Genomic DNA, 24,703 nt, shown 5'->3' with positions numbered 1-24,703 from the left:
AGCATCACTTAAGAGTTAATATCCTCAACATTGCCGAATTACATAAGACCATTAAGCTGTAATGCAGAAAAAGTAACACTCAACAATGTAGGACCGTTATTGAGTGGCACCTACCACCTACTAAAGGGTAGCATACTCAATTAGCAGATTCGCAAAAGTTCGCCATAAAATATGGCTTAGATAATGTAATCATGATTGTTTTAGCAAGCCTCTCTTAGAAGGTGGAAATAGTTGCGTTTATGTAGTTTGGAATGATTAGCACGACTTACTAATTCAGGGTACTTCAAAGTTGAGGTAGAGGCGGAGTATTGAAGAAGATTATTAAAAATGTTCTCGCCGCTCTGAACACGATTGAAGCTAAAACAAAATTGATCCAAATAAGATTGTAGATGCTTCGGACCTATGCCATTAAACACAAGATTCATCCAATTAGATGCGCGATTGCAGAGTGAAATGAGGGCATTGGACCTGTTACGGCTAAATTTCTGGGTAACGACGGTTAAATCAGTAACTGCGGGATCGACATACTGGGAGGTGAAAGCAAGGCTGCCTAAGCGGGTAATGCGGTCATGAATGAGATGGTTATCGGAAATTTGTTTGATTTTGAGGTGGATGATTTGATCGTTGGAGTCGATTGTGCCGCCGGCTAGAAGAGGCTGCTCTTGAGGATGCCTGAATATGGTCGGATTGTACGGATGGCCATAGACTCCCCAATTCACCCGAACTACTCCAGATAGCAATTCGCGAGATTCGGCGGAAGACATCGCGTGACGAATTTTATGGCAGATAAGCCAGGCGGTTTTGTATGTTGTCCCAATGATTGATGTTAATTTCGTTGCGCTTATGCCGGTTGGTAGCGAATGAAGATACAATGCTTGAAACCAAAGCTTCAGTGGTGTCCGGCTGCCCTCGAGAATCGTTCCCGCGGTAAGTGAAGTCTGGATATGGCAATCACGGCATTCATATAAAGGAAGCTTGCGAGTACGGATTAAATAAAATTGGCGATGTGAGCAGTGCGGACAACAAAAACCTGTAGGCCAACGGGCGTCGAAAAAGGCGGCAATGCATTTTTCTTCTGAGTTATACAGACTGCAAAAATGCTCGAAGCATTGCGAACTTTGCATTATCCCTCACCCCAATGAGAACATTTGTTCTTATTTTATTTTACATAATTTATATAAAAATATCAAGTGATAAACATAAATAACGGTAAAAAAAATAAAGCGATTATGGACCTGGATCGGGTGCAATATCGGTAAAAGTCTCACTGACTAAAGGGGATAATGGACATACGGAACTAGTGGGGACACAAACTGAATGAATGGGATAATGGACATACGGAACTAGCGTGGACACAAACTGACTGAAGGGGATAATGGGCATATGGAACTGGCGTGGACAGACAAACTGACTGAGGGGGATAATGGCTATACGGGTTTAGAGGGGTGATCATACTATTTATATGAGGGCGCGAGCTGAAGACCGTACATTTTTCCAGACTGGCTCATATATTGTGTAGTGGGGTACGATTGCCTAGCCGAATGGGGGCGAGGAATAGTGAAAATTTCTGATTTTCAGACGAAGGACGTCATTAACATCGTGGATGGAAAAAAGCTAGGGCAGGTTAGCGATTTGGAGCTGGACCTGCGACAAGGAAGGATCGACTCTATCGTGGTGCCTACGTCCACTCGTTTGTTCGGAATGTTCGGCAGTGGGAACGACGTGGTTATTCCTTGGAGAAATATCGTAAAAATCGGAACGGACGTCGTTCTTGTTCGTTTGGATGACGCTAAGGTATACCGGCTGGAAGACGGGGAACAACATTCGGGAAGATAGCGCGCTGCGGCGCCTTTCTTCCGATTGCCGCGGAGCTGTGGTAAACTGGGTTCGGAGGTGTGGATTTTGGAGCCGTTTCAATTACGCTTAGAGGATGAGGAGTCACCGTTGTTATTGCTGCATTCTTGGTGTGAAAGGGATGGAGTTACCGCCGGATTCACGACAAGACAAGCCCATAATACGGCGCTTCACGTGGGTGACGATCCTAACGCAGTCATACAATCGCGTATTCAGGTTACCGAGGAACTCGGTTGGAAATTCGAAGCCTTTACCTGCGCAGAACAAGTTCATAGCAACGAGGTACATGTGGTAACTTCCGAGGATTACGGACGCGGCAGGCTTCATCGGGATAACGCGATTCAGAGCATGGATGCCCTCATTACGAACGAATCCGATGTATTGCTGGCAATGTATTTTGCAGATTGTGTACCGTTGTACTTCTATGATCCCGTTACGGAAAGCTTGGGGCTCGCTCATGCGGGATGGAAGGGAACAGTAACCGAAATCGCAGTTAAAACGGTTGAAAAGCTGCAAGCTGTCTACGGAGCGAAACCAGAAAACGTACTAGCGGCTATAGGGCCGTCTATTGGCAGCTGTTGCTATGAAGTGGATCAAAATGTGCTTCAGCATGTGCTGCCGTTATTAGGTAAGCTAAGGAACGGAAATTCATCCCACGAGGATGCACGAATCGTCAAACCAGCCCAATCGGAAGGTCGCGCATACCTCGACTTGAAACATTTAAACCGAGAACTTATGATAAAAGCAGGAATTTTGCCGAGTCACATCGAAATGTCATCATGGTGTACAAGCTGCCGTACGGATCTCTTCTTTTCCCATCGCAAGGAAAATGGAGTGACAGGACGGATGATGAGTTGGCTTGGAAGGAAATCGAGGTGATCGTTTCGTGACATTACATGACCGTTTGCGAGACGTGGAAAACAAGTTAGAGCAAGCATGCATCAGAAGCGGAAGACAGAGAAGTGACATCCAGATTATCGCCGTAACGAAGTACGTATCGGTACAAACAGCCCAAGCCGTCATACAAGAAGGCGTAACCCATATCGGAGAAAATCGCTGGCCGGATTCCAAACCGAAATGGGAAACGTTAAACGGACAAGCCGTCTTCCACTACATAGGCTCCCTACAAACCAATAAAGTAAAGGATGTCATCGGTAAATTCGATTACGTCCATTCCTTAGACCGTCTGTCGCTTGCTGAAGCGATTCATAATCGCGCGCAGTTGTTAGACATTCAGGTTGATTGTTTATTGCAAGTGAACGTATCAGGCGAGCAGTCGAAGCACGGTTTAGCGCCAGACGAGGTCAAGCCATTCTTAATCGCTCTTCATAAGTATGATCGGATTAGACCGATTGGGCTTATGACGATGGCCCCCTTTGAAAGCGAACCTGAAGAGACGAGGCCAGTCTTCCGCGCACTAAGGAAATTAAGAGACGAGCTGAATGAATCGGCAATTCTGAAGGAACCGTTAACGGAACTTTCAATGGGAATGTCCAACGATTTCGAGGTGGCTGTGGAAGAAGGAGCAACCTGGGTGCGTTTGGGAACAGTGCTGGTAGGGAAAGAAGAGATAGAGGAGGGATTGTGATGGGTGTCATGAACAAGTTTCTGAACTATTTAGGATTGCAAGAAGAGCAAGAACAAGAGCAAGATCAAGACCGTGAAAGGTACGCAGGGTCCGATGAGCAAGAAATTGAAACCCCTGTGTTTGATTCGCGTAAACAATCAGGAAAGAACAATGTTGTGAGCATACATTCTCAGAAGAACTCTCGTGTCGTTCTGACGGAACCACGTTCTTATGACGAGGCGCAAGAGATTGCCGATCAGTTGAAGTCGCGTCGCTCTGTCGTTGTGAATCTGCAACGGGTAAGAAGGGATCAAGCGATCAGGATCGTGGACTTCTTAAGCGGTACCGTATATGCGCTTGGAGGCCATATCTCTAAGCTAGGGCCAGACATTTTTATGTGCACGCCGGATTCGGTGGAAGTGTCGGGAACGATCACGGAGATATTATCTGATGAAGCCGCTGACTATCCCAAAATGAGGTGACACCAGGTTGGAACAAGTAGAAAGTTTTATTGGAATTGTGGGTAGCATCTACTCATACATGATCATTATTTACGTGTTGATGTCATGGCTACCATCCGTTCGCGAAAGTTTTGTTGGAGAGTTTCTAGGTAAACTGGTGGAGCCCTACTTAAAACCATTCCGGAGATTGATTCCTCCTATCGGAGGCATGTTGGATATTTCGCCGATTGTCGCGTATATCGCTTTAAAATATGTTCTCATAGGCTTAGTGACAGTTCTGGAGTACTTGTTCGGAAAGTAAGGGAGTTCAATTCAAAATGTCGCATAAAGAAATTTACGAGCATTTTCATCCTGATGAGAAAGCTTTCGTTGATCGCGCTTGGGAATGGGTCGAACGCGCCGCACAACGTCATGAGACGAAGCGGACGGATTTTCTTGACCCACGCCAAGCGCATATTTTATTTACGTTAGCCAATCGGAATCCTGATGTCCAGGTTATGCTTGCCGGTGGTTCTGAGCAGGCAGAGCGTCAGAGGGCGATTATTGCTCCCGACTACAAACAGCTAGACGATGAGGATATGGGAATCGTCGTCCTTGATATTTCTTCAGAAGATCGACGTGTTTCGGATCTGGACCATGGGGACTATCTCGGAGCGCTACTTGGCTTAGGTATTAAACGAGATAAAATCGGTGATCTGCATGTTAGCGATGAAGGGTGTCATGCTCTTATAACCGTTGATATCGGCGACTTCATCGTCGGTCATATGAAGCAAGCTCATCGTATCGACGTTAATGTTACGATTCGCCCCTTGTCGGCCTTAAGGGAAGTCCATATGAAGTTGGAGGAGCAAGTACTATCGGTTGCTTCGATGCGGTTAGATGGAGTAGCGAGCGATGTGTTCCGCTTAAGCCGTGCCAAAATCGTCGATCCGATCAAGGCGGGGCGTTGCAGAGTCAGTTGGAAACCGATCGAAGATCCTTCACATTCGTTGAAGGCCGGAGATGTCGTTTCGATGAAAGGCTTTGGACGATTTAAAGTTATCGAAGTAGAAGGCGTGTCGAAGAGCGGAAGAATCCGGGTGAGGGTCGGCAAATTTGTGTAAAGGAATAGAAGGATTTTCACAGGTTTCGTCGAATTCAGTCATTGAAAAGCCTACACGGAAATTATGAACCAGGAGGTGCGCCAATGCCACTTACGCCATTGGACATCCATAACAAAGAATTCGCACGCCGCCTTCGCGGATACGACGAGGATCAAGTAAATGAGTTTCTCGATCAAATCATCAAAGATTACGAAGCGATGATTCGCGAGAATAAAGAGTTGCAAAATGTAATTGCTGCTTCTCAAGACAAGCTGGGCCACTTTTCTAACATCGAAGAAACGCTTAGCAAAACGATCATCGTTGCTCAGGAAGCGGCTGATGAATTGAGAGGCAACGCGAAGAAGGAAGCCCAACTGATCGTTAAAGAAGCGGAGAAGAACGCTGACCGTATTATTAACGACGCGTTGGCCAAGTCCCGCAAGGTGGCTCTGGAAGTCGAGGAATTGAAAAAGCAGGCGACGATCTATCGCGCGCGTTTCCGGGCGCTGATCGAGACGCAAATGGAATTGTTGACTCAGGATGGTTGGGATTCGTTGGATAGCCGCGAGCCGCGCGGTATCGAAGCTTAATCTGCGATAAACAAAAGAGATCCTTCAGGGTCTTTTTTTGTTATCGAGCGAAACTGGGTTTGACAAACGCTGCGGTAAAAAGTATAACAAGGATATACGATTATTCCATACCCGATCGAAGAAGGGAATCAGTAAGCGCGACATCCGAAATTCAGAGAGCTGGCGGAAGCTGCGAGCCAGCGTGAGGAACGTGCCGAATATCATCCCCGAGATGCGCTGCCGAACGCCGTTGAATCTATAGGTTTAACGCTAATAAGCAGAGCCGGACGTCCTCCGTTATCAGGAACGCGCACTACGTTAGAAGCCGGTCAACAACCGGGAGCTACGGTGCGTTGCGAGTTGCCGCCAAGCTTTCTTTGAAGGAGCAGGGGCGGAACAAGGGTGGTAACGCGAGCTAACCTCGTCCCTTTCCAGGGACGGGTTTTTTTTATTTTTTGGCTATGAAAGGATGAGGAAGATGCAACGCGTTGACGTTAAAGAAAAAGCAAGATCCCGCGAAGTGCGTATTCTAGAGCAATGGAAACAAGAGGATACTTTCCGCAAGTCGATCGACAATCGCGAAGGGAAACCGAATTTCGTTTTCTATGAGGGGCCTCCGACCGCGAACGGGAAGCCTCATATCGGCCATGTGCTTGGCCGCGTCATTAAGGATTTCGTTAGCCGCTACAAAACGATGGCGGGCTACCGGGTTATCCGTAAAGCGGGATGGGATACGCACGGCTTGCCTGTTGAGCTAGGCGTCGAGAAACAGCTTGGTATCTCCGGCAAGCAGGAAATCGAGAAATACGGCGTAGAACCGTTTATTACCAAGTGCAAAGAGAGCGTCTTTGAATACGAGCGTCAATGGCGGGAGCTTACGGAAGCAATCGCCTACTGGACCGATCTTGATGATCCCTACATTACGTTGGATAACAATTACATCCAAAGCGTGTGGCACGTGTTGGCGACGATTCATGATAAGGGGCTGTTGTACCGGGGACATCGGGTAAGTCCGTACTGCCCGTGCTGCCAAACGACACTCAGCTCGCATGAGGTTGCCCAAGGCTATGAAGATGTCAAGGACCTGACGGCAACAGCCAAATTCAAGCTTAAGGAAAACGGAGAATTCGTCCTGGCTTGGACGACGACTCCTTGGACGCTGCCGGCTAACGTCGCGCTTGCGGTTAATCCCGAATTGGATTACGTACGTGTACGACAAGACGGAGAAGTGTTCATAATCGCTTCCGCTTTAGCGGACAAAGTTATGAAAGGCGAATACGAGACACTAGGTACAGTTAAGGGCCGCGAGTTGGTCGGGCTTACTTATGAGCCTCTGTTCCCATACGTGACGGTAGAAAATGCTTATCGAATTATCGATGCCGACTATGTTACCGACTCGAGCGGTACGGGAATCGTTCATATTTCCCCGGCGCATGGGGAAGACGATTATCGCGTTGCCCGTCAGCATGGGATTCCGATGTTGATGGTCGTGAACAATGAAGGCAAATACATTAACGAAGTGACGGATTTGGCCGGCCGTTTCGTTAAGGATTGCGACATCGACATTGTGAAAATGCTGTCCGAACGCGGCTTGCTGCACCACAAAGAAAGAATGGAGCATAGCTATCCGTTCTGCTGGCGCTGCAAAACGCCGTTGCTATACTACGCGACGGAAAGCTGGTTTATTAAGACGACTGCCGTTAAAGATCAATTGATCGAGAACAACAAGTCGATCCAGTGGTATCCGGAGCATCTGCGGGATGGTCGATTCGGCAAATTCCTGGAAGATTTGGTCGATTGGAACATTAGCCGGAACCGGTATTGGGGAACGCCTCTTAACGTATGGACGTGCGAATCCTGCGGAAAAGAGAAGGCGCCTCATAGCATTGCCGAGCTTCGCGCGCTTGCCATCGGCGATGTCTCGGAAAATATCGAGCTCCACAAGCCTTACGTGGATGCGATTCAATTGCGTTGCGAATGCGGCGGAACTATGAATCGTGCTTCAGAGGTTATTGATGTCTGGTTCGATAGCGGTTCTATGCCGTTCGCGCAGTATTTCCATCCTTTCGGCGACGAGAAAAAATTCCAAGAACAGTATCCTGCAGACTTTATTTGCGAAGGGATCGACCAAACGCGCGGTTGGTTTTTCAGCTTGTTGGCCGTATCGACGCTATATAACGGTAAAGCGCCATACAAATCGGTAATCTCGACCGGCCACGTCTTGGACGAAAGCGGCCAGAAGATGAGTAAATCCAAAGGGAACGTAATCGATCCTTGGGAAATCATCGACGAGTTCGGAACGGATGCCTTCCGTTGGTCATTGCTCGCGGATAGCGCTCCGTGGAACAGTAAACGCTTCTCCAAAGGGATCGTGGCGGAAGCCAAATCCAAAGTGGTGGATACGCTTGTTAATACACATGCTTTTTACGCGCTATATGCTTCGATCGACGGATATGTGGCTGCTGATCATGCGAAGGTTAAGTCGGATAACAAGCTTGACCGTTGGATTATTTCGCGCTTGAACTCCTTGATCGCCGATGTTGCCAAGGGCTTGGAAGTGAATGATTTCCTAAATCCGGCCAAAGGAATTGAAGTTTTCATCGACGAGTTGTCTAATTGGTACGTACGCCGTTCCCGCGATCGCTTCTGGGGGAGTGGTCTGACGGATAACAAGCTTGCCGCTTACCAGACGCTCGGAGAAGTGCTCTTGACCTTGTCCAAGCTGATCGCGCCTTACGCGCCGTTCGTTTCCGAAGATATTTACGGAAATCTTGGCGGTAAAGGCAGCGTTCATCTCGCGGATTATCCGCAAGCAGATCCTTCGGTTATCGACGCCAAATTAGAACACGAAATGGCGGCGGTACGGAATATGGTCGAATTAGCTCGCAACATCCGTAACGAATCGAGCCTGAAAACGCGTCAACCGCTGTCCGAGTTGCTCGTTTCCTTAAGCGGCGAATTCGATCTATCGGGTTATGAAGAGATCATCAAGGACGAGATTAACGTCAAAACGATTACGATCGTGAACGATGATAGCGGGTTCGTTAACTTCAACCTGAAGCTTAATTTGAAGGTCGCGGGCAAAAAGTACGGTAAAAACGTAGGACCCATTCAAAATGCGTTTAAGGGCTTGACCAGCGACGAGACGCGCCATATTGTCCAGTCCGGCAAATTCGATTTCGTTACTCCGGATGGAGAGTCTCTGACGGTTGAACTCGAGGAAATCTTGGTTGAGAAAGAAGCGAAGACGGGATTCGCTTCCGCATCCGGTGGTGGCCTAACCGTAGCGCTGAATACCGAAATCACGCCTGAATTAGAGCAAGAGGGCTGGGTTCGCGAAGTGATCCGCGCGGTGCAGGATACCCGGAAGAAGCTAGATCTCCCAATCGAGAAAAGAATCGATCTTGTATTAGAAGTCGATGAGGATCTCGAAACTGCTCTTCGCGCGTTCGATCATGTGCTGAAAGAGAACGTACTTGTTAACGAAGTGTCTTTCGGAAAAACGGCAAGCACGGAGACGGTTCAAGCCGGCGAAAAAACGATCGGAATCGCCATCGTCTCTTGAGCATAATTAGTTAAGTAAGAAGCTAATATAATAAAGAAGACATTTTAGGACGAGCTCATTTCTCCGACTGCTGTTCAGGCTACAAGCCTGAGGCAGTCGGGAGAGCTCGTTTTGCATTCGGCGGGTAATGGGTAAGAGAGGGAAAGGACGCCTGAAGGGATGTGTGGTCATGGGCGAAAATTCCAAAGACGGGAAACCGAATCAGATCAAAGTGAAGACAACGCCAGAAGCGACTTTGGAATCGACGGAGAAGTTGGCGCATGAAGCGAAAGATTTACGAGGAACGCTTGGGTATTTATCCAAGAAGCTCGATCGTTTAGCTATCGATATGGAGAAAGCGCAATTAAAGGAATACGTTAATTTAATGCAACGACCGTGGCAATTGATATGGAGAAATTTTATCTCGGGAATATCGCGGGGTGTGGGAATTGCGCTCGGGTTTACGTTCTTTGCCGCGACGATCGTATACTTGCTGCAATTCCTCGGGGCGCTCAATTTGCCAATTGTCGGGGATTATATTGCGGATATTGTTCGCATCGTTCAACGTCAGCTTGAGATTAATCCTTATTAGGTTAGTTGGGAAGTTTTCAGTGCCAAGCCTTCGTAGATGTATCTCTCTCCAGCCGCTTCCTCTCCGCCCATTGCCTTGATGAGATTTACTCGTGGCAATGGGCTTCAAGAGGCGGACGTAAACTCTTACGAAGAATATATTTGTTCCGACACTCACGCCTATTCTTATTTAAGTTTTATCCCAAGCTGCGACATTTTTTTATTTATCTAACCACTCGTCGGGTTCAAGAAGATGGTCGCCTTCGTTGGCGTCCATGTATTGGCGGTAAGCGCGGTTACGTATGACCATCAAGTTGTGCCCGGTAATGTCGGTGGCCAGAAAGCTTTCGAAAGATTCGACGAAGCCGTCGTTCTCATCCGCTTCGATGCTCATGGATCCGTAATCGTATATGTTGCTGTTTTCGGCCATGGCCGGACTGTTAGAGCTGCCCCAAGATTCGACGATTTGCCAGGCGTCCTCGCCGTCAAATCCGGTTTCGTCCCTTTCGTCTACGCTACTGCGTCCGAAAGGCGGGGTGAGAAACATTTCCTCCGCTGGACGATTATCCGAAGGTTCCTGTCTTGGCTCATGCTCAACGCAGTAAATCGAGGTCGGAAGAGCTTCAAGCCTTTCGATAGGGATGAATTTACCGCAAGTTACACAGTGACCATACTCCCCGGATTCCATTCTGCTTAATGCGGCATCGACACGCTCCAACCGGAAAGCTTCTTTCTCCAGCAAAGCGATATCTTTGCTTCGCTCGAACATTTCCGTGCCCACATCGGCAGGGTGGTTATCGATTCCGGAAAGCTCTCCCGTCGAATCGCGTAAAGATGCAGCTAAGCCGAAATGGCTATTGCCATGCACTCGCTTTTCCAAGTCGCCGCGTTCTTGAAGTAATCGCCTTTTAAGCGTATGAAGTCGTTCTTGATCAATCGGATTCGTCAAGATGTCCACTCCCTTCATCTTCTGACTGCCTATAGTTTTCTCGAGATGGAGTTGTTTTACGTGTGACAATCGTCGGGTAAGTATGGAGGCTCTGTCGTTTTTTACTTGCACTTCATGGACGCTCCTTATGGCAATGTGATAAAATCAACACGCAGGAGAAACAGATGAAGGGCGGAAAAAGAATGCAACGTCGAATTTGGCCTATTTGGTCTTATTATGTCATCGCAGTTGTTGTGTTTCTAATCGATTACGCTAGCAAAAAAATTATTAGTGCTAACGTGGAAGAGAATACCGAAAAAATCTCGGTAATCGGAGACTTTTTCATCATTTCTCATATCCGTAACAGAGGCGCCGCATTCGGAATGCTGCAGGAACAACGAGTGTTTTTCTTGAGCATTACCATTATTGTCGTTGTAGGAATCCTGTGGTATTTGCACCGTTCGTTCCGGACGGGCAGCGTGATGTTGTTGTTTGCACTCGCTATGATTCTTGGCGGAGCGGTCGGTAATTTTCTGGACCGTGCGCTATTTGGCGAAGTCGTTGATTTTCTGCAATTTAACTTTGGCTCGTATACGTTCCCGATCTTTAATCTCGCCGACTCCGCGATTTGCGTCGGTGTAGCATTAGTGATCTTGGATTCGTTACTGACGATGAAACAGGAGAATAAATCGAATGGCAATGGAGAACAACCCCAAGAGCAACAACCTGTCTGAAGATAATCAGTTTGAATGGCAAGTCGAAGAGGAAAATTCCGGAGAACGGATAGACAAGCATATTACGGAAGCGATGGCGGACAAGTCTATTTCTCGTTCGCAAGTTCAAGATTGGATCCGTACGGGAGCGGTTTCCGTAAACGGTCAATCGGTGAAAGCGAACGCCAAAGTCAGTGCCGGAGACCAAATCCACGTGACTTTGCCCGAACCTGAACCGCTGGAAGCGTTTCCCGAAGATATTCCTTTAGATGTCATTTACGAAGATAGCGACGTTATCGTCATTAATAAGCCTCGCGGAATGGTTGTACATCCGGCGGCGGGGCACCCAAGCGGTACGGTAGTGAATGCGCTGCTGCATCATTGCAAGGATCTTTCCGGAATTAACGGCGTGATGAGGCCCGGTATCGTACATCGGATCGATAAAGACACGTCCGGCTTGCTCATGGTCGCCAAGAACGACTTGGCGCATGCATCGCTTGCGGAGCAGCTTAAAGAACATAGCGTAACCCGCAAATATTTTGCTCTCGTATACGGAGTAATGCAGCATGACAAAGGGACGATAGACGCTCCGATCGGTCGGGCGAATCACGACCGCAAGCTGTACGTCGTAACGGACAAGAACAGCAAACATGCGATTACGCATTTCGCGGTAGACGAGCGTTTCGATGAATATACGCTTCTCGAGTTGAAGCTGGAAACCGGACGGACGCATCAAATTCGGGTTCATATGAAATATATTGGGTTCCCGCTGGTCGGAGATCCGGTATACGGCGGCAAAAGCGGCCGAACGCTCGGCATGGTAGGACAAGCGTTGCATGCGGGAGTTCTCGGTTTTCAACACCCGCGCTCCGGACAGTATTTGGAATTTTCGGTACCGATTCCGGAGGACATGGAAGAAGCTCTGAGCATTCTAAGAACTCGTTAGTAATATACGGGGCAGAGGGCGAGCACGGAGATTTCTGCAAATGATCTGCGCAAAAATCCATGGAGGTTCACGACTTAATAAGTCATAGTTTGTAGCATAGAATGTAGCAAACTAATGGACTTATAAGGAGTGTCGTGACTTGAGAGTGGAAAAATACCAGTCGACTTTTATTCAGGAACTATTCGCAAGCCGCATTGGCGGGGCTAACTACGGTAAGGACACGAATATTTATAAATTCGAGAAAATCAAAAGAGCGAAAGCGGCAGCCAAAAAAGCTCAACCTGACGTGGAATTGATCGATATGGGCGTTGGCGAGCCGGACGAGATGGCCGATGCGGGCATCGTCGCGAAACTGGCAGAAGAAGCGTCCAAATCCGAGAACCGCGGATATGCGGATAACGGAATTGCCGAATTCAAAGCCGCGGCCGCGAAATACTTGAAAGAGGTCTTTTCTGTCGATGGCATCGACGCAGAGACGGAAGTACTTCATACGATCGGCGCAAAGCCGGCGCTAGCCATGTTGCCAACGGTATTCATTAATCCGGGCGATGTTACGATTATGACGGTGCCTGGTTATCCGGTCATGGGGACGCATACGAAATATCTCGGCGGCGAAGTGTACAACATCCAACTGACGAAAGAAAACAACTTCCTTCCAGATATCGATGCCATTCCGGTGGATATCGCACGACGAGCTAAGTTGCTGTATCTGAATTACCCGAACAATCCGACCGGCGCCACGGCAACGGTTGAATTTTTCGAGAAAGTCATCGCCTGGGCGAAAGAATACAATGTCGTAGTCGTACATGACGCGCCATACGCTGCGTTGACCTATGACGGAGTTAAGCCGTTCAGCTTCCTGTCCGTTCCGGGAGCGAAAGACGTTGGGGTGGAATTGCACTCCTTGTCCAAATCCTATAACATGACGGGTTGGCGGATCGGATTTATCGCCGGTAACCCTCTAATCGTCAAAGCTTTCGGAGACGTGAAAGACAACAACGATTCCGGCCAATTCATCGCGATCCAGAAAGCTGCGGCTTACGGACTTAGCAATCCGCAAATTACGGAAGCGATCTCCGCAAAATATTCCCGTCGGCACAATATGCTTGTAGCAGCTTTGAACGAGATCGGTTTCCGCGCCGAGAAGCCGAAAGGTTCCTTCTTCTTATATGTTGAAGCGCCTAAAGGTATCGTGGGCGGACAACGTTTCGAATCGGCGGAAGACTTTTCCCAATATTTGATTCGCGAGAAGCTTATCTCAACCGTTCCTTGGGATGACGCGGGCCATTTTATCCGATTTTCCGTTACGTTCATCGCACAAGGCGAAGCGGAAGAAGCGCGTGTAATCGATGAAATTAAACGCCGGTTAACCGACGTGAAATTTGAATTTTAATCGGGCTGATTTCCTTGACACTTCATGTCGAACGTGGGATAATTATTGTTAATGTAACGGGTACCTTTAACTCAGTCCTGAGAGGCTGGCAAGGTGGCGCAGCGTTGACACATATCTTAGGTGACGTGACTAGACATGGCTTCTTCCTGCAGTGATTCTGCGGAATGGACATGTTCTGTGTGCGAGCCTACCGATATCCTCATCTGACTGATTCCTCCTTGCGTAAGACGCAAGGAGTTTTTTTATGTGCAATTACTGCGTAAAGGAGGAGGGATCGATATGTCAGACTCCCGCGTCATCATGGATGAATCGGCTATACGGCGGGCGCTTACCCGGATTGCCCATGAGATGGTCGAGAAAAATAAAGGCATTCAAGGCTGCGTGCTCATCGGCATACGTACAAGAGGCATTTACCTGGCCAAACGCGTAGCTGAACGAATTCTGGATATTGAAGGCCAACCAGTGGCGGTCGGAGAGCTCGACATTACTCGATATCGCGACGATCGGCCTTATTCGGCCGAAACGAGCAGCATCTCCCCGGATGAGGAACTGAAGCTACTGGTTAAAGATAAGAGAATCATACTTATCGATGATGTGCTCTATACCGGACGAACGATCCGAGCGGCTTTGGATGCATTAATGGACTGCGGAAGACCACAGTCGATTCAACTGGCTGTCCTAGTCGACCGGGGCCATCGCGAGCTGCCGATTCGACCCGACTACGTAGGGAAAAATGTGCCGACCTCTCGGCACGAGCAGATTGACGTTTTGTTAAGCGAGATCGACGAACTTGATTGCGTAACGATCTTGCATCCAAAGGAAGCGGAGATCGGTCGATAACGTCACCAACCCACAACAGCAGAGGAGGCGCAAAAGATCATGTCAACTTGGATTATTAACGTAAAGATGCTTAACCCAGAAACCGGTGATCATGAAATCAAGCACGTACGCGTAGACAATGGCCTTATCGCGGAATGGAAGGAAGGCTCGGCATTGCCTGACACAACGGGCGCAGAAGTCATCGATGCTCAGGGCAAGCTAATCTCGCCGGGATTAATCGATATGCATGTCCATTTACGCGAACCGGGCTTTGAATACAAGGAGACGATCGCTAGCGGTACGGAGTCCGCAGCCAAAGGCGGATTTACAGTTATTGCTCCAATGCCTAACACGCGGCCTGTAATGGACACGCCGGAGACGATTCGTTCGGTATTGGATAAGGCGGAAACGGAAGGCGTCGTGCGCGTGCTTCCTTACGCGGCGATTACGAAGAATGAGCTTGGACGCGAATTGACGGATTTCGCTGCGCTTAAGGAAGCTGGAGCAATCGGGTTCACCGATGATGGCGTTGGCGTACAGAACGCGCAAATGATGAAGAACGCCATGGCGCTAGCCCAGTCGCTCGATATGCCGATTATCGCGCACTGCGAGGACGATACGCTTGTTGAGGGAGCCGCTGTATCCGAAGGCGCATTCGCCCGCAAGCATGGATTAAAAGGCATTCCGAATGAATCTGAAGCGATTCATGTAGGCCGTGATATCTTATTATCCGAAGCTACAGGCGTGCATTATCACATCTGCCACGTCAGCACGGAACAGTCGGTACGGCTGATCAGGTTAGGTAAGTCGGTCGGAGTGAGGGTAACCGCTGAAGTTTGCCCGCATCACTTGCTACTGTCCGATGAGCACATTCCTGACAGTATGGATGCCAATTGGAAAATGAATCCTCCGCTTCGCACGCCTAAAGACGTAGAGGCTTGCATTCAAGGGATCGAGGATGGAACGATCGATATTATCGTTACCGATCACGCGCCCCATAGCGAAGAGGAAAAAGCGCGCGGCATGGAAAGAGCACCGTTCGGAATCGTCGGATTTGAAACGGCTTTTCCGCTTCTATATACGAAATTTGTCCGCACGGGACGCTGGAGCCTTGATTTTCTGCTCCGCAGAATGACTAGCGATCCGGCCCGGGTATTCCGGTTGCCATACGGTACGTTGAAGGTAGGCGCGCCTGCGGATCTCATACTTATCGACCTCGAGAACGAACGCGAAGTCGATCCTGCGAAGTTCCTCACGAAAGGCCGCAATACCCCGTTCACGGGTTGGAAATTATACGGCTGGCCAACATTAACGATGGTTAATGGCAAGGTTGTCTGGACAGAAGAGAACGGCATTAACCGCTAAGGAGTGATTGGGATGCAAGCTAGATTATTGTTGGAAGACGGCACGTTGTTCACAGGACAAAGTTTCGGTGCTGAGGGCGGATCCGTAGGAGAAGTGGTGTTCAACACCGGAATTACGGGATACCAAGAAGTCATTTCCGATCCGTCCTATTGCGGACAAATCGTCACGATGACTTTCCCGCTTGTCGGAAACTATGGCATTAACCGCGATGATTTCGAAAGCATTCGCCCCTTTATCCACGGTTTCGTGGTTCGCCGGCATGAGGATGTGCCAAGCAACTGGAGGGCGCAATATACAATCAGCCAATTGTTGCAAGAGTATGGCATCCCCGGAATTAGCGACATCGATACCCGTATGCTTACGCGTATCCTTCGCCAGCACGGAACCATGAAAGGGATTATCACGACCGGCAACGAGCGTATCGAAGAACTGAAGGAGCGTCTCGGAGCTACGGCTCTGCTGCGTGATCAAGTCGCTCGTACTTCGACGAAAAGCTTGTTCTCTAGCCCGGGCGAGAAAGAACGTATCGTACTTATCGATTACGGTGCGAAAAGCGGAATTCTCCGCGAGTTAACCAAACGCGGATGCGATGTCGTCGTCGTACCGCAAGATGCGACAGCGGACGAGATTCGCCGCTTGCATCCGGACGGCATTCAATTGTCTAACGGTCCTGGAGATCCGAAGGACGTTCCCCATGCGGTGAATACGATTCGAGAACTATTGGGCGAATTCCCGATCTTCGGAATCTGTCTTGGCCATCAACTGTTCGCGCTCGCTTGCGGTGCTGATACGGATAAGCTCAAATTCGGCCACCGCGGCGGTAATCACCCGGTGAAAGAACTTGAATCCGGCCGTTGCTTCATTACGTCCCAGAACCATGGCTACACGGTGAAGGAAGAGTCCGTCGTCGGCACTGAGCTTGAAGTTACGCATATCAACAATAATGATAAAACGATCGAAGGCTTGAAGCATAAACGTTACCCTGCTTTCACGGTTCAATACCATCCAGAAGCAGCACCAGGACCTTACGATAACAGCTATTTATTCGACCGTTTCTTGCAAATGATTCGCGATAACAAGATCGCAAACCCAGAACGTCCGCGTCAAGCGCAACTGTCGGAGACACTGAGAGGAGAGCTGCTGTATGCCCAGAAATAATGACCTCAAGAAAATTCTCGTTATCGGCTCCGGCCCAATCGTCATCGGGCAAGCGGCGGAATTCGATTATGCCGGCACACAAGCTTGCCAAGCCTTAAAGGAAGAAGGCATCGAGGTCGTTCTGATCAATAGCAATCCAGCTACGATCATGACCGATACGAACATCGCCGACAAAGTCTATATCGAGCCTATTAATCTGGAATTCGTTTCCCAGATTATCCGCCAAGAACGACCTGACGGCTTGCTGCCGACGCTCGGCGGACAAACGGGCCTTAACATGGCCGTTGAATTGGCGCGCGCAGGCGTGCTCGAGCAAGAGAACGTCAAGTTGCTCGGTACGCAGCTCAACGCTATCGAGCGTGCGGAAGACCGTGATCTGTTCCGCGAATTGATGCGCGAGTTGGAACAACCTGTACCGGAGAGTGTAATCGTAACGACGGTTGAAGCTGCCGTAGATTTTGCTAATGGATTAGGATATCCGGTTATCGTTCGTCCGGCTTATACGCTTGGCGGAACCGGTGGCGGTATCGTCGCGAACGAGGAAGAATTGCGCGAGACGGTTGCGAGCGGAATCCGTTATAGCCCAATCGGACAATGTTTGATCGAGAAATCGATCGCGGGCATGAAAGAAGTCGAATACGAAGTTATGCGTGACGCGAACGACAACTGTATCGTCGTCTGTAACATGGAGAACTTCGATCCGGTTGGCGTTCACACCGGAGATAGTATCGTCGTAGCGCCTAGCCAGACGCTTTCCGACCGTGAATACCAAATGCTGCGTTCCGCTTCCCTGAAAATCATTCGCGCGCTTAACATCGAAGGCGGATGTAACGTTCAGTTCGCGCTCGATCCGCAAAGCTATCAATACTACGTCATCGAGGTTAACCCTCGCGTAAGCCGTTCCTCGGCGCTCGCTTCCAAAGCGACCGGATATCCGATCGCGAAGATGGCCGCAAAAATCGCCGTAGGATATACATTGGACGAAATCGTTAACCCGGTTACCGGACAAACCTACGCTTGCTTTGAACCGACGCTTGATTACATCGTGGCTAAGATTCCGCGTTGGCCGTTCGACAAGTTCACTTCTGCAAACCGTAAACTCGGTACGCAGATGAAAGCGACCGGAGAAGTGATGGCCATCGGCCGCACGTTCGAAGAATCTATCCATAAAGCAGTCCGTTCGCTTGAGATCGGCGTACACCGCATCTATCTTAAAGGCGCGGACGAGTTAACAGACGAAGTTCTGACGACACGCCTTGTCAAACCGGACGACGAGCGGCTGTTCCTAGTCGCAGAAGCGTTCCGCCGCGGTTGGACATTGCAACATATCCAAGATTTGACGAACATCGATTGGTGGTTCCTTGATAAAATCGAGCGCATCGTTCAATTCGAGGATGTTATCCGCCGCGAACCGGCACTGACGCCAGAAACGCTATATAAAGCGAAAAGAAACGGCTTTACGGATCGTGCAATCGCCGAGCTTCGCAACGAAGGCCATCCGAACAGCGCTCTAACTAAAGAAGCGGACGTTCGCTCTCACCGTCTTAGCCAAGGTCTCAAACCGGTGTACAAAATGGTTGATACTTGCGCAGCGGAATTCGAAGCGACGACTCCTTATTACTACTCGACTTACGAGACAGAGAACGAAGTCATTCCGAGCGCTAAGGAGAAAATTATCGTTCTGGGCTCCGGGCCGATTCGGATCGGTCAAGGGATCGAATTCGACTACTCCACCGTTCATGCCGTATGGGCAATCCGCAATGCCGGCTATGAAGCGGTCATCATCAATAATAATCCGGAGACGGTTTCGACCGACTTCAGCACGTCCGACCGCCTCTACTTCGAGCCTCTTTTCTTCGAAGACGTTATGAACGTAATCGAGCAAGAGAAGCCGATCGGCGTCATCGTGCAATTCGGCGGACAAACGGCGATTAACTTGGCTGCACCTCTTGCGAATGCAGGCGTACGTATTCTCGGTACATCCTTGGAAAGCATCGACGAAGCCGAGAACCGCAAGAAATTCGAAGCATTGCTTAGCAAGCTGAACGTTCCGCAACCGAAAGGAACTACGGTAACTTCGGTTGGAGAGGCGGTTGGCGCTGCCCAAGAGCTGGGCTATCCGGTTCTTGTACGCCCATCTTACGTACTTGGCGGACGCGCAATGGAAATCGTGTATTCCGACGAAGAGCTGCTTTCCTACATGGAAATTGCCGTAACGATCAATCCGGAGCATCCGGTTCTGATCGACCGTTACATGCTCGGCAAAGAAATCGAAGTCGACGCGATTTGCGACGGCGAAACGGTTTTGATTCCAGGGATCATGGAGCATGTAGAGCGCGCGGGCGTTCACTCCGGCGACTCCATTGCGGTATATCCTCCGCAATCTCTGTCGGACGATATTAAGCAACAAGCGATCGATATTACGATTAAGATTGCCAAAGAGCTCAAAACTATCGGACTCGTCAATATCCAATTCGTTGTTTGGCAAGACAAAGTGTACGTGATCGAGGTTAACCCTCGTTCTTCCCGTACCGTTCCGTTCTTGAGCAAAGTAACGAAAATCCCAATGGCTAACTTGGCTACCCAAGCTATCCTTGGCAAGAAGCTAACCGAACTTGGCTATCAAGAAGGTCTCTGGCCGGAAGACGATTTCGTCTCGGTTAAAGTTCCGGTATTCTCCTTCGCGAAGCTTCGCAGAGTTGATCCAACTTTGACGCCTGAGATGAAATCGACCGGCGAAGTTATGGGACGCGACCGTTATTATGCTAAAGCATTGTACAAGGGCTTGGTCGGTTCCGGCATGAAAATCCCGAATTCGGGTGCGATCATCGCGACGGTTGCCGACAAGGATAAAGACGAAGCAATTCAGATTCTGAAAGGCTTCTACAACCTTGGTTACAAGCTGCTCGCCACTGGTGGGACCGCGGATGCGTTGGAAGCTGCGGGGTTGAAAGTTCGCCGCGTGAACAAGCTTTCCGACGGTTCTCCTAACATCCTGGATTTGATCCGTACCGGTCAAGCTCAATTCGTTGTCAATACGCTGACGAAGGGGAAAACTCCGGAGCGGGACGGCTTCCGGATTCGCCGTGAAGCGGTCGAGAACGGGGTTGTGTGCTTAACCTCGCTAGATACGGTTAGCGCGCTGCTCAATATGTTGCAAGCACTACGGTTCTCGAGCGAGCCTATGCCAGCATTCCAATCATAATAACAGTTAGCCGCCCGGTCCTCTAACAGCTAGGGGATCGGGCTTCTGTATGAAATTCAAATCGACAAGGGGGCTTAACAATGGCAAATCTTACTCGGGAAGAGGCAGCGAGCAAGATCATGGTAGCGCTCGACAAGCCGGATGCCGCTGCGGCTTTGGCGTTAGCCGATCAGTTGCGGGGTGCGGGTTGCTGGATGAAGGTTGGAATGGAGCTGTTCTATGCGGCTGGACCATCCGTCGTCCGTGAACTGAAGTCGCGTGGATTTCGTGTTTTCCTCGATTTGAAAATGCATGACATTCCGAATACGGTTCGAGGCGGAGCGAGAAGCATTGCCAGGCTTGGCGTGGATTTGTTTAACGTCCACGGAGCCGGTGGTTTGGCTATGATGGCTGCCGCAGCCGAAGGGGTACAAGATGTGATAGCCGCAGGAGATACGCATCAGGCTCCGATCATCATCGCGGTGACTCAGCTTACGAGTACTAGTCAAGCTGTACTAAATGACGAGATCGGCATAGCGGGGCAAGTAGAAGATGCCGTAGTAAGGTATGCTAAGTTAGCCCGCGAAGCTGGACTTCACGGTGTAGTTGCTTCACCGCTTGAGGTTGCTGCGATTAAAAAAGCTTGCGGAACCGGATTCCTTACGGTTACTCCGGGTATTCGTCCAAGGGGCTCGGATACGGGCGACCAATCCAGAATTACAACGCCTCGCGACGCCGTAATCGGCGGTACCGACTATCTCGTAATCGGACGTCCGATTACGTCCGCCAACAACCCAGCCGAAGCGCTGGACAACATTTTGAAGGAGATGACCGAAGCATGAGCGATGTTTCATTGGAACAATTACCAGCATCGATTGCGGGAAATCTATTGGACATAGGGGCGGTTAATCTTCGGCCCAACGAACCTTTTACATGGACATCCGGAATCATATCACCGATTTATTGCGATAATCGGCTGACGATGAGCTACCCGGCCATTCGCGAATCGATTGCGGAAGGCTTCGCACAATTGATCCGTGCCCATTACCCGGATACCGAGGTTATTGCGGGAACCGCTACCGCGGGAATTCCGCATGCTGCCTGGGTTGCTCAGAAGCTGAATCTTCCTATGGCTTATATTCGCGATAAAGCCAAAGGCCACGGGAAGCAAAATCAGATCGAAGGCATCATCAAAGAAGGACAAAAGGTCGTCGTCATCGAGGATTTAATTTCGACTGGCGGCAGTTCGCTGAAAGCCGCGCTGGCCGTAATTGAAGCTGGTGGAGATGTACAAAGCGTCCTTGCGATATTCACTTACCAATTCGCGCTCGCGGAAGAAGCGTTCCGTGAAGAAGGTATCGAATTGCAGACATTGTCGAACTATACTGCCTTAGTTGAAGAGGCGCGCCGTCGCGGAACGATCAGCGAATCGGATGTAAGCTTGCTTCAATCCTGGCGCAGTGACCCTCAAGGGTTCGGTAAATAAAACAGAAATGACGAAACTGCTCTCTTAATTGGGAGTAGTTTTTTTTATATATAAAAAGAGATGAAAAAAGCGTAGACCTATGCTACTATTGGTTCAATAGAACCAACAAATGGGGTATTCATATGCCGAATGAACTAATGGTTGCCCATTGCCCAGAATGTGGAAGAGTATATCAGAAAAACTTGAGAAATCTTTGTACTAGTTGCGCGGCTCTCGTGGATGAGCAAATGGTGTCTATACAACGATATTTATTGCGTAATCGCTTGGCATCAACGGAGGACCTCGCGAATGCGACTAAGCTTCCTCCTCAAAGAATCAGATCGTGGATCAGAAAAGGAAGACTCACAACGTTTGACTACCCCAATATGATGGATCAATGCGATCTGTGCGCCTCGCCGATTCGGAGAGGACACCTGTGCACGTCATGCTCAATGAAGATTAAAGACGATATTGCCCGTACATTGGATCGGGAGCAGAAAATGAAAGAGCGTATGCGTGGTGCGCATAGTTATATTATTAAGAATTAACTGGATATGGATTGAAACGATATTAAGGTTGTCCTCTAGATATGCGATAGGGGACAATTTTTTTTCTGTCGATTAGATATATGTTTTCTCAGTCTTAAGACCGATAGCAAAAGCGTACCGCAGACTGTCGAGTAAGACTGTAGTCTGAGGTACAATAAGGCTAACCAAGCGGAATTGGAAAATGAAGGAGAGGAATTCATGTCCATTTTAGAGGTGAAAGGGTTACGGAAATCGTTCGGCACGGTAAAAGCCGTCGAGGAAATCAGCTTTTCCGTCGATGCCGGAGAAGTGTTTACGATTATTGGACCGAACGGGGCAGGCAAAACTACGACTCTGGAAATGATCGAGGGCATGTTAGAGCCGGATTCCGGGACGATCGTCATTAACGGATTGACGTGGGACAAAAATGCGGAGCAAATCAAATACATAATCGGGGTTCAGCCACAATCCAGCGCTTTGTTCGAGTTGTTGACCGTGCAAGAAAACTTGGAATTGTTCGCTTCCTTCTATCCGAACTCCAAACAAGCAGCAGAAGTGCTTGAAATGATTAACTTGACGGATCATCGCGGCAAAAGAGTAAAGTCCTTATCCGGGGGGCAAAGGCAAAGGCTTGCTATCGGTCTAGCGATGGTTAGCGATCCGCAAATTATTTTTCTGGATGAACCAACGACCGGTCTTGATCCTCAAGCGCGACGTAATATTTGGGATATCGTGCTTAAGCTCAAGGGACTAGGGAAAACGACGATTTTAACGACGCACTACATGGAAGAAGCGGAGAAGCTTAGCGATCGTGTATGTATCGTCGACCAAGGCCGCATCGTTACGCTGGACACGCCGGCTAAACTCATTGACCGCTTAACCAAAGAGCGGGAAGTTCGGCTGTTCTTTCAGGACGGCGAACAAGCGGCGATAGATACGGAAGGCGTAGCGAAGGAGCAACCGACGGTCGTACGCACGGCGAGGGAAGGGTCTGCTCTCAAGTTATGGTCCGTACAGCCAGAGGAAACCCTGTACGGCATTTTCGGATTTACCAAAGAGCGTGGATATCGAGTAGAACAGGTATCTATTCGCGAAATGAGCTTAGAGGATGTATTTATCGCCTTTACGGGCAAAGAGTGGAGGGACTAAGGTGAGTAAGGGGAAACAGTTAGGCAAGCTGTTCGGAGCGCAAATCAAAATGATGTTCCGGGAGAAACAGGTTTGGTTTTGGAATCTCTTTTTTCCCATCATCTTAATGGTCATCTTCATGGTTATATTTGGGGGAAGCGGTAGCAGCGAATTCAAAGCAAAAGTTGCCGTTGTAAAAACAAGCGCGAACGCGACTTCGGATATGCTGGAAAGCTACCTTCGGCAGGTGCCGGTATTTGAGTGGAAGTCGGATGTGCCGGTGAGCGAGGAGCAAGCCGACGCTTGGGTGAAAGATAAAGACGTTGAAGCCGTTATTATTCTGCCTTCTTCTTCCGAGTCAACCACTCTGGAATTGATCGTGAACAAGGAGAACGAGAAGAGTGCGACTACTCAAGCGGTTAGAGGAATACTAGATCAAATTATCGTGCAATCCAATTATGCCGTCTCTAAAGTGCAACCTACTTTCAAGCTGGAGACGAAAGCCATATCGAATGGTAGCGAGGATTTGAGCTACGTAGATTTCCTGCTGACGGGAATGATCGCTTTGGCGGTTGCGCAAGGCGGCCTGTTCGGAATGGTGGACATGGTCGAAATGAGGCGAAAAGGCTTGCTGAAGCGGTTGAGGATGACTCCTGTCAAAATGGGACTGTTCGGAGTGGCTGGCATGATGGTCCGGTTCGTTCTAGGAATCGTGCAGATTATTATTCTTTCCGCGATAGGGGTACTCGGATTTGGGGCTAATCTGCATCTGGATTTTCCAACGCTGATTGTAGGCTTCTTAGTCGGTGCTCTAGCCTTTAATGCCTTGGGGTATTTATTCTCCTCGTTCAGTAAATCAATCGAAGCCTATATGGGTATGGCCAATATCGCTAGCTTCTTGATGATGTTCTTAAGCGGAATATTTTTCCCCACGAGCGGGTTTCCTGAATGGTTGGTTCCGGTCTCGCAGGTGCTTCCTCTCACTTACTTCGTGAATGGTATCCGGGACGGTATGGTCTACGGTAGTGGGATCGCAACAAGCGACTTCTGGATGGGAATCGGGATTCTCGGAGTTTGGGGAGTCGTCGCTTTCGGTATCGGTGCCCTTATTTATCGAAAAGGTAAAGTAGAAGTACGTTAGTGTTTACACGTTCGCCAAGGGGGGGCTGCTCATGCAGCTCCTTTTCCTTTTTCCTGTTGCTTCGCCCAATATCCCCTTCGCTCAGGTTGGGCTTTTGCGTATGCTGTTTGTATCGCTCTGGCCATTATCCCTTTCGCTCAGGGTAGACTTTTGCGTATGTAGTTTGTTTTCACTCTACCCATTATCCCTGTCGCTAAGTAGGAATCTGTTGAAATAGTCACATTCTTTGTAACTCGATATCTATTTGAACTGAGTGAACGGGATAATGGAAATAGGGATGCTCGATAGG

22 protein-coding genes and 1 other annotated feature are annotated in these 24,703 nt (G+C 49.1%); of the genes, 20 read left to right on the top strand and 2 right to left on the bottom strand.

Features of this window, described 5'->3' with window-relative positions:
* Nucleotides 1-200: 200 nt before the first annotated feature.
* A complete protein-coding gene (locus L3D05_RS16225; RefSeq protein ID WP_239617357.1) occupies nucleotides 201-1,124 on the bottom strand; it encodes a transposase in 924 nt (307 codons plus the stop codon).
* 433 nt (nucleotides 1,125-1,557) lie between these two features.
* Between L3D05_RS16225 and L3D05_RS16220 the strand changes: the two genes are divergently transcribed.
* From L3D05_RS16220 to L3D05_RS16180, 9 genes are all read left to right on the top strand, one after another.
* Nucleotides 1,558-1,836, top strand: coding sequence for a YlmC/YmxH family sporulation protein (locus tag L3D05_RS16220; protein ID WP_169279868.1), 279 nt, complete (start codon nucleotides 1,558-1,560; stop codon nucleotides 1,834-1,836).
* Between the two features lie 57 nt (nucleotides 1,837-1,893).
* On the top strand, nucleotides 1,894-2,733 hold the full coding sequence (gene pgeF / locus L3D05_RS16215; protein WP_369417984.1) for a peptidoglycan editing factor PgeF: 840 nt from the start codon (nucleotides 1,894-1,896) through the stop codon (nucleotides 2,731-2,733).
* A 7-nt stretch (nucleotides 2,734-2,740) separates the two neighbouring features.
* The gene (locus tag L3D05_RS16210) at nucleotides 2,741-3,442 is read left to right on the top strand and encodes a YggS family pyridoxal phosphate-dependent enzyme (RefSeq protein ID WP_239617355.1); all 702 of its coding nucleotides are present in this window, start codon (nucleotides 2,741-2,743) and stop codon (nucleotides 3,440-3,442) included.
* Nucleotides 3,442-3,903, top strand: a complete 462-nt coding sequence (locus L3D05_RS16205; RefSeq protein ID WP_239617354.1) for a cell division protein SepF — start codon at nucleotides 3,442-3,444, stop codon at nucleotides 3,901-3,903. The genes L3D05_RS16210 and L3D05_RS16205 overlap by 1 nt, the downstream gene beginning before the upstream one ends.
* A 7-nt stretch (nucleotides 3,904-3,910) precedes the next feature.
* Nucleotides 3,911-4,183 carry a YggT family protein gene (locus tag L3D05_RS16200; RefSeq protein ID WP_239617353.1) on the top strand — a complete coding sequence of 91 codons (273 nt, stop codon included), beginning with the start codon at nucleotides 3,911-3,913 and terminating at the stop codon, nucleotides 4,181-4,183.
* A 16-nt stretch (nucleotides 4,184-4,199) separates the two neighbouring features.
* Nucleotides 4,200-4,985, top strand: coding sequence for a YlmH family RNA-binding protein (locus L3D05_RS16195; RefSeq protein WP_239617352.1), 786 nt, complete (start codon nucleotides 4,200-4,202; stop codon nucleotides 4,983-4,985).
* An 83-nt stretch (nucleotides 4,986-5,068) separates the two neighbouring features.
* Nucleotides 5,069-5,554: a DivIVA domain-containing protein gene (locus L3D05_RS16190; RefSeq protein WP_239617351.1), complete on the top strand. Its 486-nt coding sequence runs from the start codon at nucleotides 5,069-5,071 to the stop codon at nucleotides 5,552-5,554.
* Between the two features lie 109 nt (nucleotides 5,555-5,663).
* Nucleotides 5,664-5,965 (top strand) — a binding site (T-box leader).
* Nucleotides 5,966-6,011: 46 nt separating this feature from the next.
* On the top strand, nucleotides 6,012-9,098 hold the full coding sequence (ileS, locus tag L3D05_RS16185) for an isoleucine--tRNA ligase (RefSeq protein WP_239617350.1): 3,087 nt from the start codon (nucleotides 6,012-6,014) through the stop codon (nucleotides 9,096-9,098).
* 169 nt (nucleotides 9,099-9,267) lie between these two features.
* Nucleotides 9,268-9,669: a DUF5665 domain-containing protein gene (locus L3D05_RS16180; RefSeq protein ID WP_239617349.1), complete on the top strand. Its 402-nt coding sequence runs from the start codon at nucleotides 9,268-9,270 to the stop codon at nucleotides 9,667-9,669.
* A 198-nt stretch (nucleotides 9,670-9,867) separates the two neighbouring features.
* Here the strand turns inward: L3D05_RS16180 and L3D05_RS16175 are convergent, their stop codons facing one another.
* Nucleotides 9,868-10,614 (bottom strand): TraR/DksA C4-type zinc finger protein, encoded by a 747-nt coding sequence (locus L3D05_RS16175; RefSeq protein ID WP_439647958.1) that lies wholly within the window; start codon nucleotides 10,612-10,614, stop codon nucleotides 9,868-9,870.
* Nucleotides 10,615-10,778: 164 nt separating this feature from the next.
* Here L3D05_RS16175 and lspA point away from each other — a divergent pair, with 164 nt between their 5' ends.
* From lspA to L3D05_RS16120, 11 genes are all read left to right on the top strand, one after another.
* Nucleotides 10,779-11,309 carry a signal peptidase II gene (gene lspA / locus L3D05_RS16170; RefSeq protein ID WP_239617347.1) on the top strand — a complete coding sequence of 177 codons (531 nt, stop codon included), beginning with the start codon at nucleotides 10,779-10,781 and terminating at the stop codon, nucleotides 11,307-11,309.
* On the top strand, nucleotides 11,269-12,234 hold the full coding sequence (locus L3D05_RS16165; protein WP_239617346.1) for an RluA family pseudouridine synthase: 966 nt from the start codon (nucleotides 11,269-11,271) through the stop codon (nucleotides 12,232-12,234). The genes lspA and L3D05_RS16165 overlap by 41 nt, the downstream gene beginning before the upstream one ends.
* 139 nt (nucleotides 12,235-12,373) lie before the next feature.
* On the top strand, nucleotides 12,374-13,627 hold the full coding sequence (locus L3D05_RS16160; RefSeq protein WP_239617345.1) for an LL-diaminopimelate aminotransferase: 1,254 nt from the start codon (nucleotides 12,374-12,376) through the stop codon (nucleotides 13,625-13,627).
* A 279-nt stretch (nucleotides 13,628-13,906) separates the two neighbouring features.
* On the top strand, nucleotides 13,907-14,467 hold the full coding sequence (pyrR, locus tag L3D05_RS16155; protein WP_239617344.1) for a bifunctional pyr operon transcriptional regulator/uracil phosphoribosyltransferase PyrR: 561 nt from the start codon (nucleotides 13,907-13,909) through the stop codon (nucleotides 14,465-14,467).
* A 39-nt stretch (nucleotides 14,468-14,506) separates the two neighbouring features.
* A complete protein-coding gene (gene pyrC, locus L3D05_RS16150) occupies nucleotides 14,507-15,811 on the top strand; it encodes a dihydroorotase (RefSeq protein ID WP_239617343.1) in 1,305 nt (434 codons plus the stop codon).
* A 12-nt stretch (nucleotides 15,812-15,823) separates the two neighbouring features.
* The gene (locus tag L3D05_RS16145; RefSeq protein ID WP_239617342.1) at nucleotides 15,824-16,969 is read left to right on the top strand and encodes a carbamoyl phosphate synthase small subunit; all 1,146 of its coding nucleotides are present in this window, start codon (nucleotides 15,824-15,826) and stop codon (nucleotides 16,967-16,969) included.
* The gene (gene carB / locus L3D05_RS16140) at nucleotides 16,956-20,174 is read left to right on the top strand and encodes a carbamoyl-phosphate synthase large subunit (protein WP_239617341.1); all 3,219 of its coding nucleotides are present in this window, start codon (nucleotides 16,956-16,958) and stop codon (nucleotides 20,172-20,174) included. Before L3D05_RS16145 ends, carB begins: the two co-directional genes overlap by 14 nt.
* An 80-nt stretch (nucleotides 20,175-20,254) precedes the next feature.
* On the top strand, nucleotides 20,255-20,995 hold the full coding sequence (pyrF, locus tag L3D05_RS16135; protein WP_239617340.1) for an orotidine-5'-phosphate decarboxylase: 741 nt from the start codon (nucleotides 20,255-20,257) through the stop codon (nucleotides 20,993-20,995).
* The gene (gene pyrE, locus L3D05_RS16130) at nucleotides 20,992-21,639 is read left to right on the top strand and encodes an orotate phosphoribosyltransferase (RefSeq protein WP_239617339.1); all 648 of its coding nucleotides are present in this window, start codon (nucleotides 20,992-20,994) and stop codon (nucleotides 21,637-21,639) included. Before pyrF ends, pyrE begins: the two co-directional genes overlap by 4 nt.
* Before the next feature lie 725 nt (nucleotides 21,640-22,364).
* Nucleotides 22,365-23,294 (top strand): ABC transporter ATP-binding protein, encoded by a 930-nt coding sequence (locus L3D05_RS16125; RefSeq protein ID WP_239617338.1) that lies wholly within the window; start codon nucleotides 22,365-22,367, stop codon nucleotides 23,292-23,294.
* A 1-nt stretch (nucleotide 23,295) separates the two neighbouring features.
* The gene (locus L3D05_RS16120; RefSeq protein ID WP_239617337.1) at nucleotides 23,296-24,414 is read left to right on the top strand and encodes an ABC transporter permease; all 1,119 of its coding nucleotides are present in this window, start codon (nucleotides 23,296-23,298) and stop codon (nucleotides 24,412-24,414) included.
* The last annotated feature ends 289 nt before the right edge of the window (nucleotides 24,415-24,703 follow it).

Origin of the sequence: Cohnella mopanensis (assembly GCF_022352055.1) — a bacterium.
Classification (GTDB): domain Bacteria; phylum Bacillota; class Bacilli; order Paenibacillales; family Paenibacillaceae; genus Cohnella; species Cohnella mopanensis.
Note: the sequence above shows the minus strand (reverse complement) of the source record. Positions and strands in the feature narration are given on the sequence as shown.

What these genes read in the sequence shown, in the direction of transcription:
- L3D05_RS16125 (WP_239617338.1), top strand. Translation starts at nt 22,365, where the DNA reads ATGTCCATTTTAGAGGTGAAAGGGTTACGGAAATCGTTCGGCACGGTA.
- L3D05_RS16225 (WP_239617357.1), bottom strand. Translation starts at nt 1,124, where the DNA reads ATGCAAAGTTCGCAATGCTTCGAGCATTTTTGCAGTCTGTATAACTCA.
- L3D05_RS16175 (WP_439647958.1), bottom strand. Translation starts at nt 10,614, where the DNA reads ATGAAGGGAGTGGACATCTTGACGAATCCGATTGATCAAGAACGACTT.
- pyrR (WP_239617344.1), top strand. Translation starts at nt 13,907, where the DNA reads ATGTCAGACTCCCGCGTCATCATGGATGAATCGGCTATACGGCGGGCG.
- pyrE (WP_239617339.1), top strand. Translation starts at nt 20,992, where the DNA reads ATGAGCGATGTTTCATTGGAACAATTACCAGCATCGATTGCGGGAAAT.
- L3D05_RS16195 (WP_239617352.1), top strand. Translation starts at nt 4,200, where the DNA reads ATGTCGCATAAAGAAATTTACGAGCATTTTCATCCTGATGAGAAAGCT.
- L3D05_RS16190 (WP_239617351.1), top strand. Translation starts at nt 5,069, where the DNA reads ATGCCACTTACGCCATTGGACATCCATAACAAAGAATTCGCACGCCGC.
- pyrF (WP_239617340.1), top strand. Translation starts at nt 20,255, where the DNA reads ATGGCAAATCTTACTCGGGAAGAGGCAGCGAGCAAGATCATGGTAGCG.
- L3D05_RS16145 (WP_239617342.1), top strand. Translation starts at nt 15,824, where the DNA reads ATGCAAGCTAGATTATTGTTGGAAGACGGCACGTTGTTCACAGGACAA.
- pyrC (WP_239617343.1), top strand. Translation starts at nt 14,507, where the DNA reads ATGTCAACTTGGATTATTAACGTAAAGATGCTTAACCCAGAAACCGGT.
- L3D05_RS16205 (WP_239617354.1), top strand. Translation starts at nt 3,442, where the DNA reads ATGGGTGTCATGAACAAGTTTCTGAACTATTTAGGATTGCAAGAAGAG.
- L3D05_RS16180 (WP_239617349.1), top strand. Translation starts at nt 9,268, where the DNA reads ATGGGCGAAAATTCCAAAGACGGGAAACCGAATCAGATCAAAGTGAAG.
- ileS (WP_239617350.1), top strand. Translation starts at nt 6,012, where the DNA reads ATGCAACGCGTTGACGTTAAAGAAAAAGCAAGATCCCGCGAAGTGCGT.
- L3D05_RS16165 (WP_239617346.1), top strand. Translation starts at nt 11,269, where the DNA reads ATGGCAATGGAGAACAACCCCAAGAGCAACAACCTGTCTGAAGATAAT.
- lspA (WP_239617347.1), top strand. Translation starts at nt 10,779, where the DNA reads ATGCAACGTCGAATTTGGCCTATTTGGTCTTATTATGTCATCGCAGTT.
- carB (WP_239617341.1), top strand. Translation starts at nt 16,956, where the DNA reads ATGCCCAGAAATAATGACCTCAAGAAAATTCTCGTTATCGGCTCCGGC.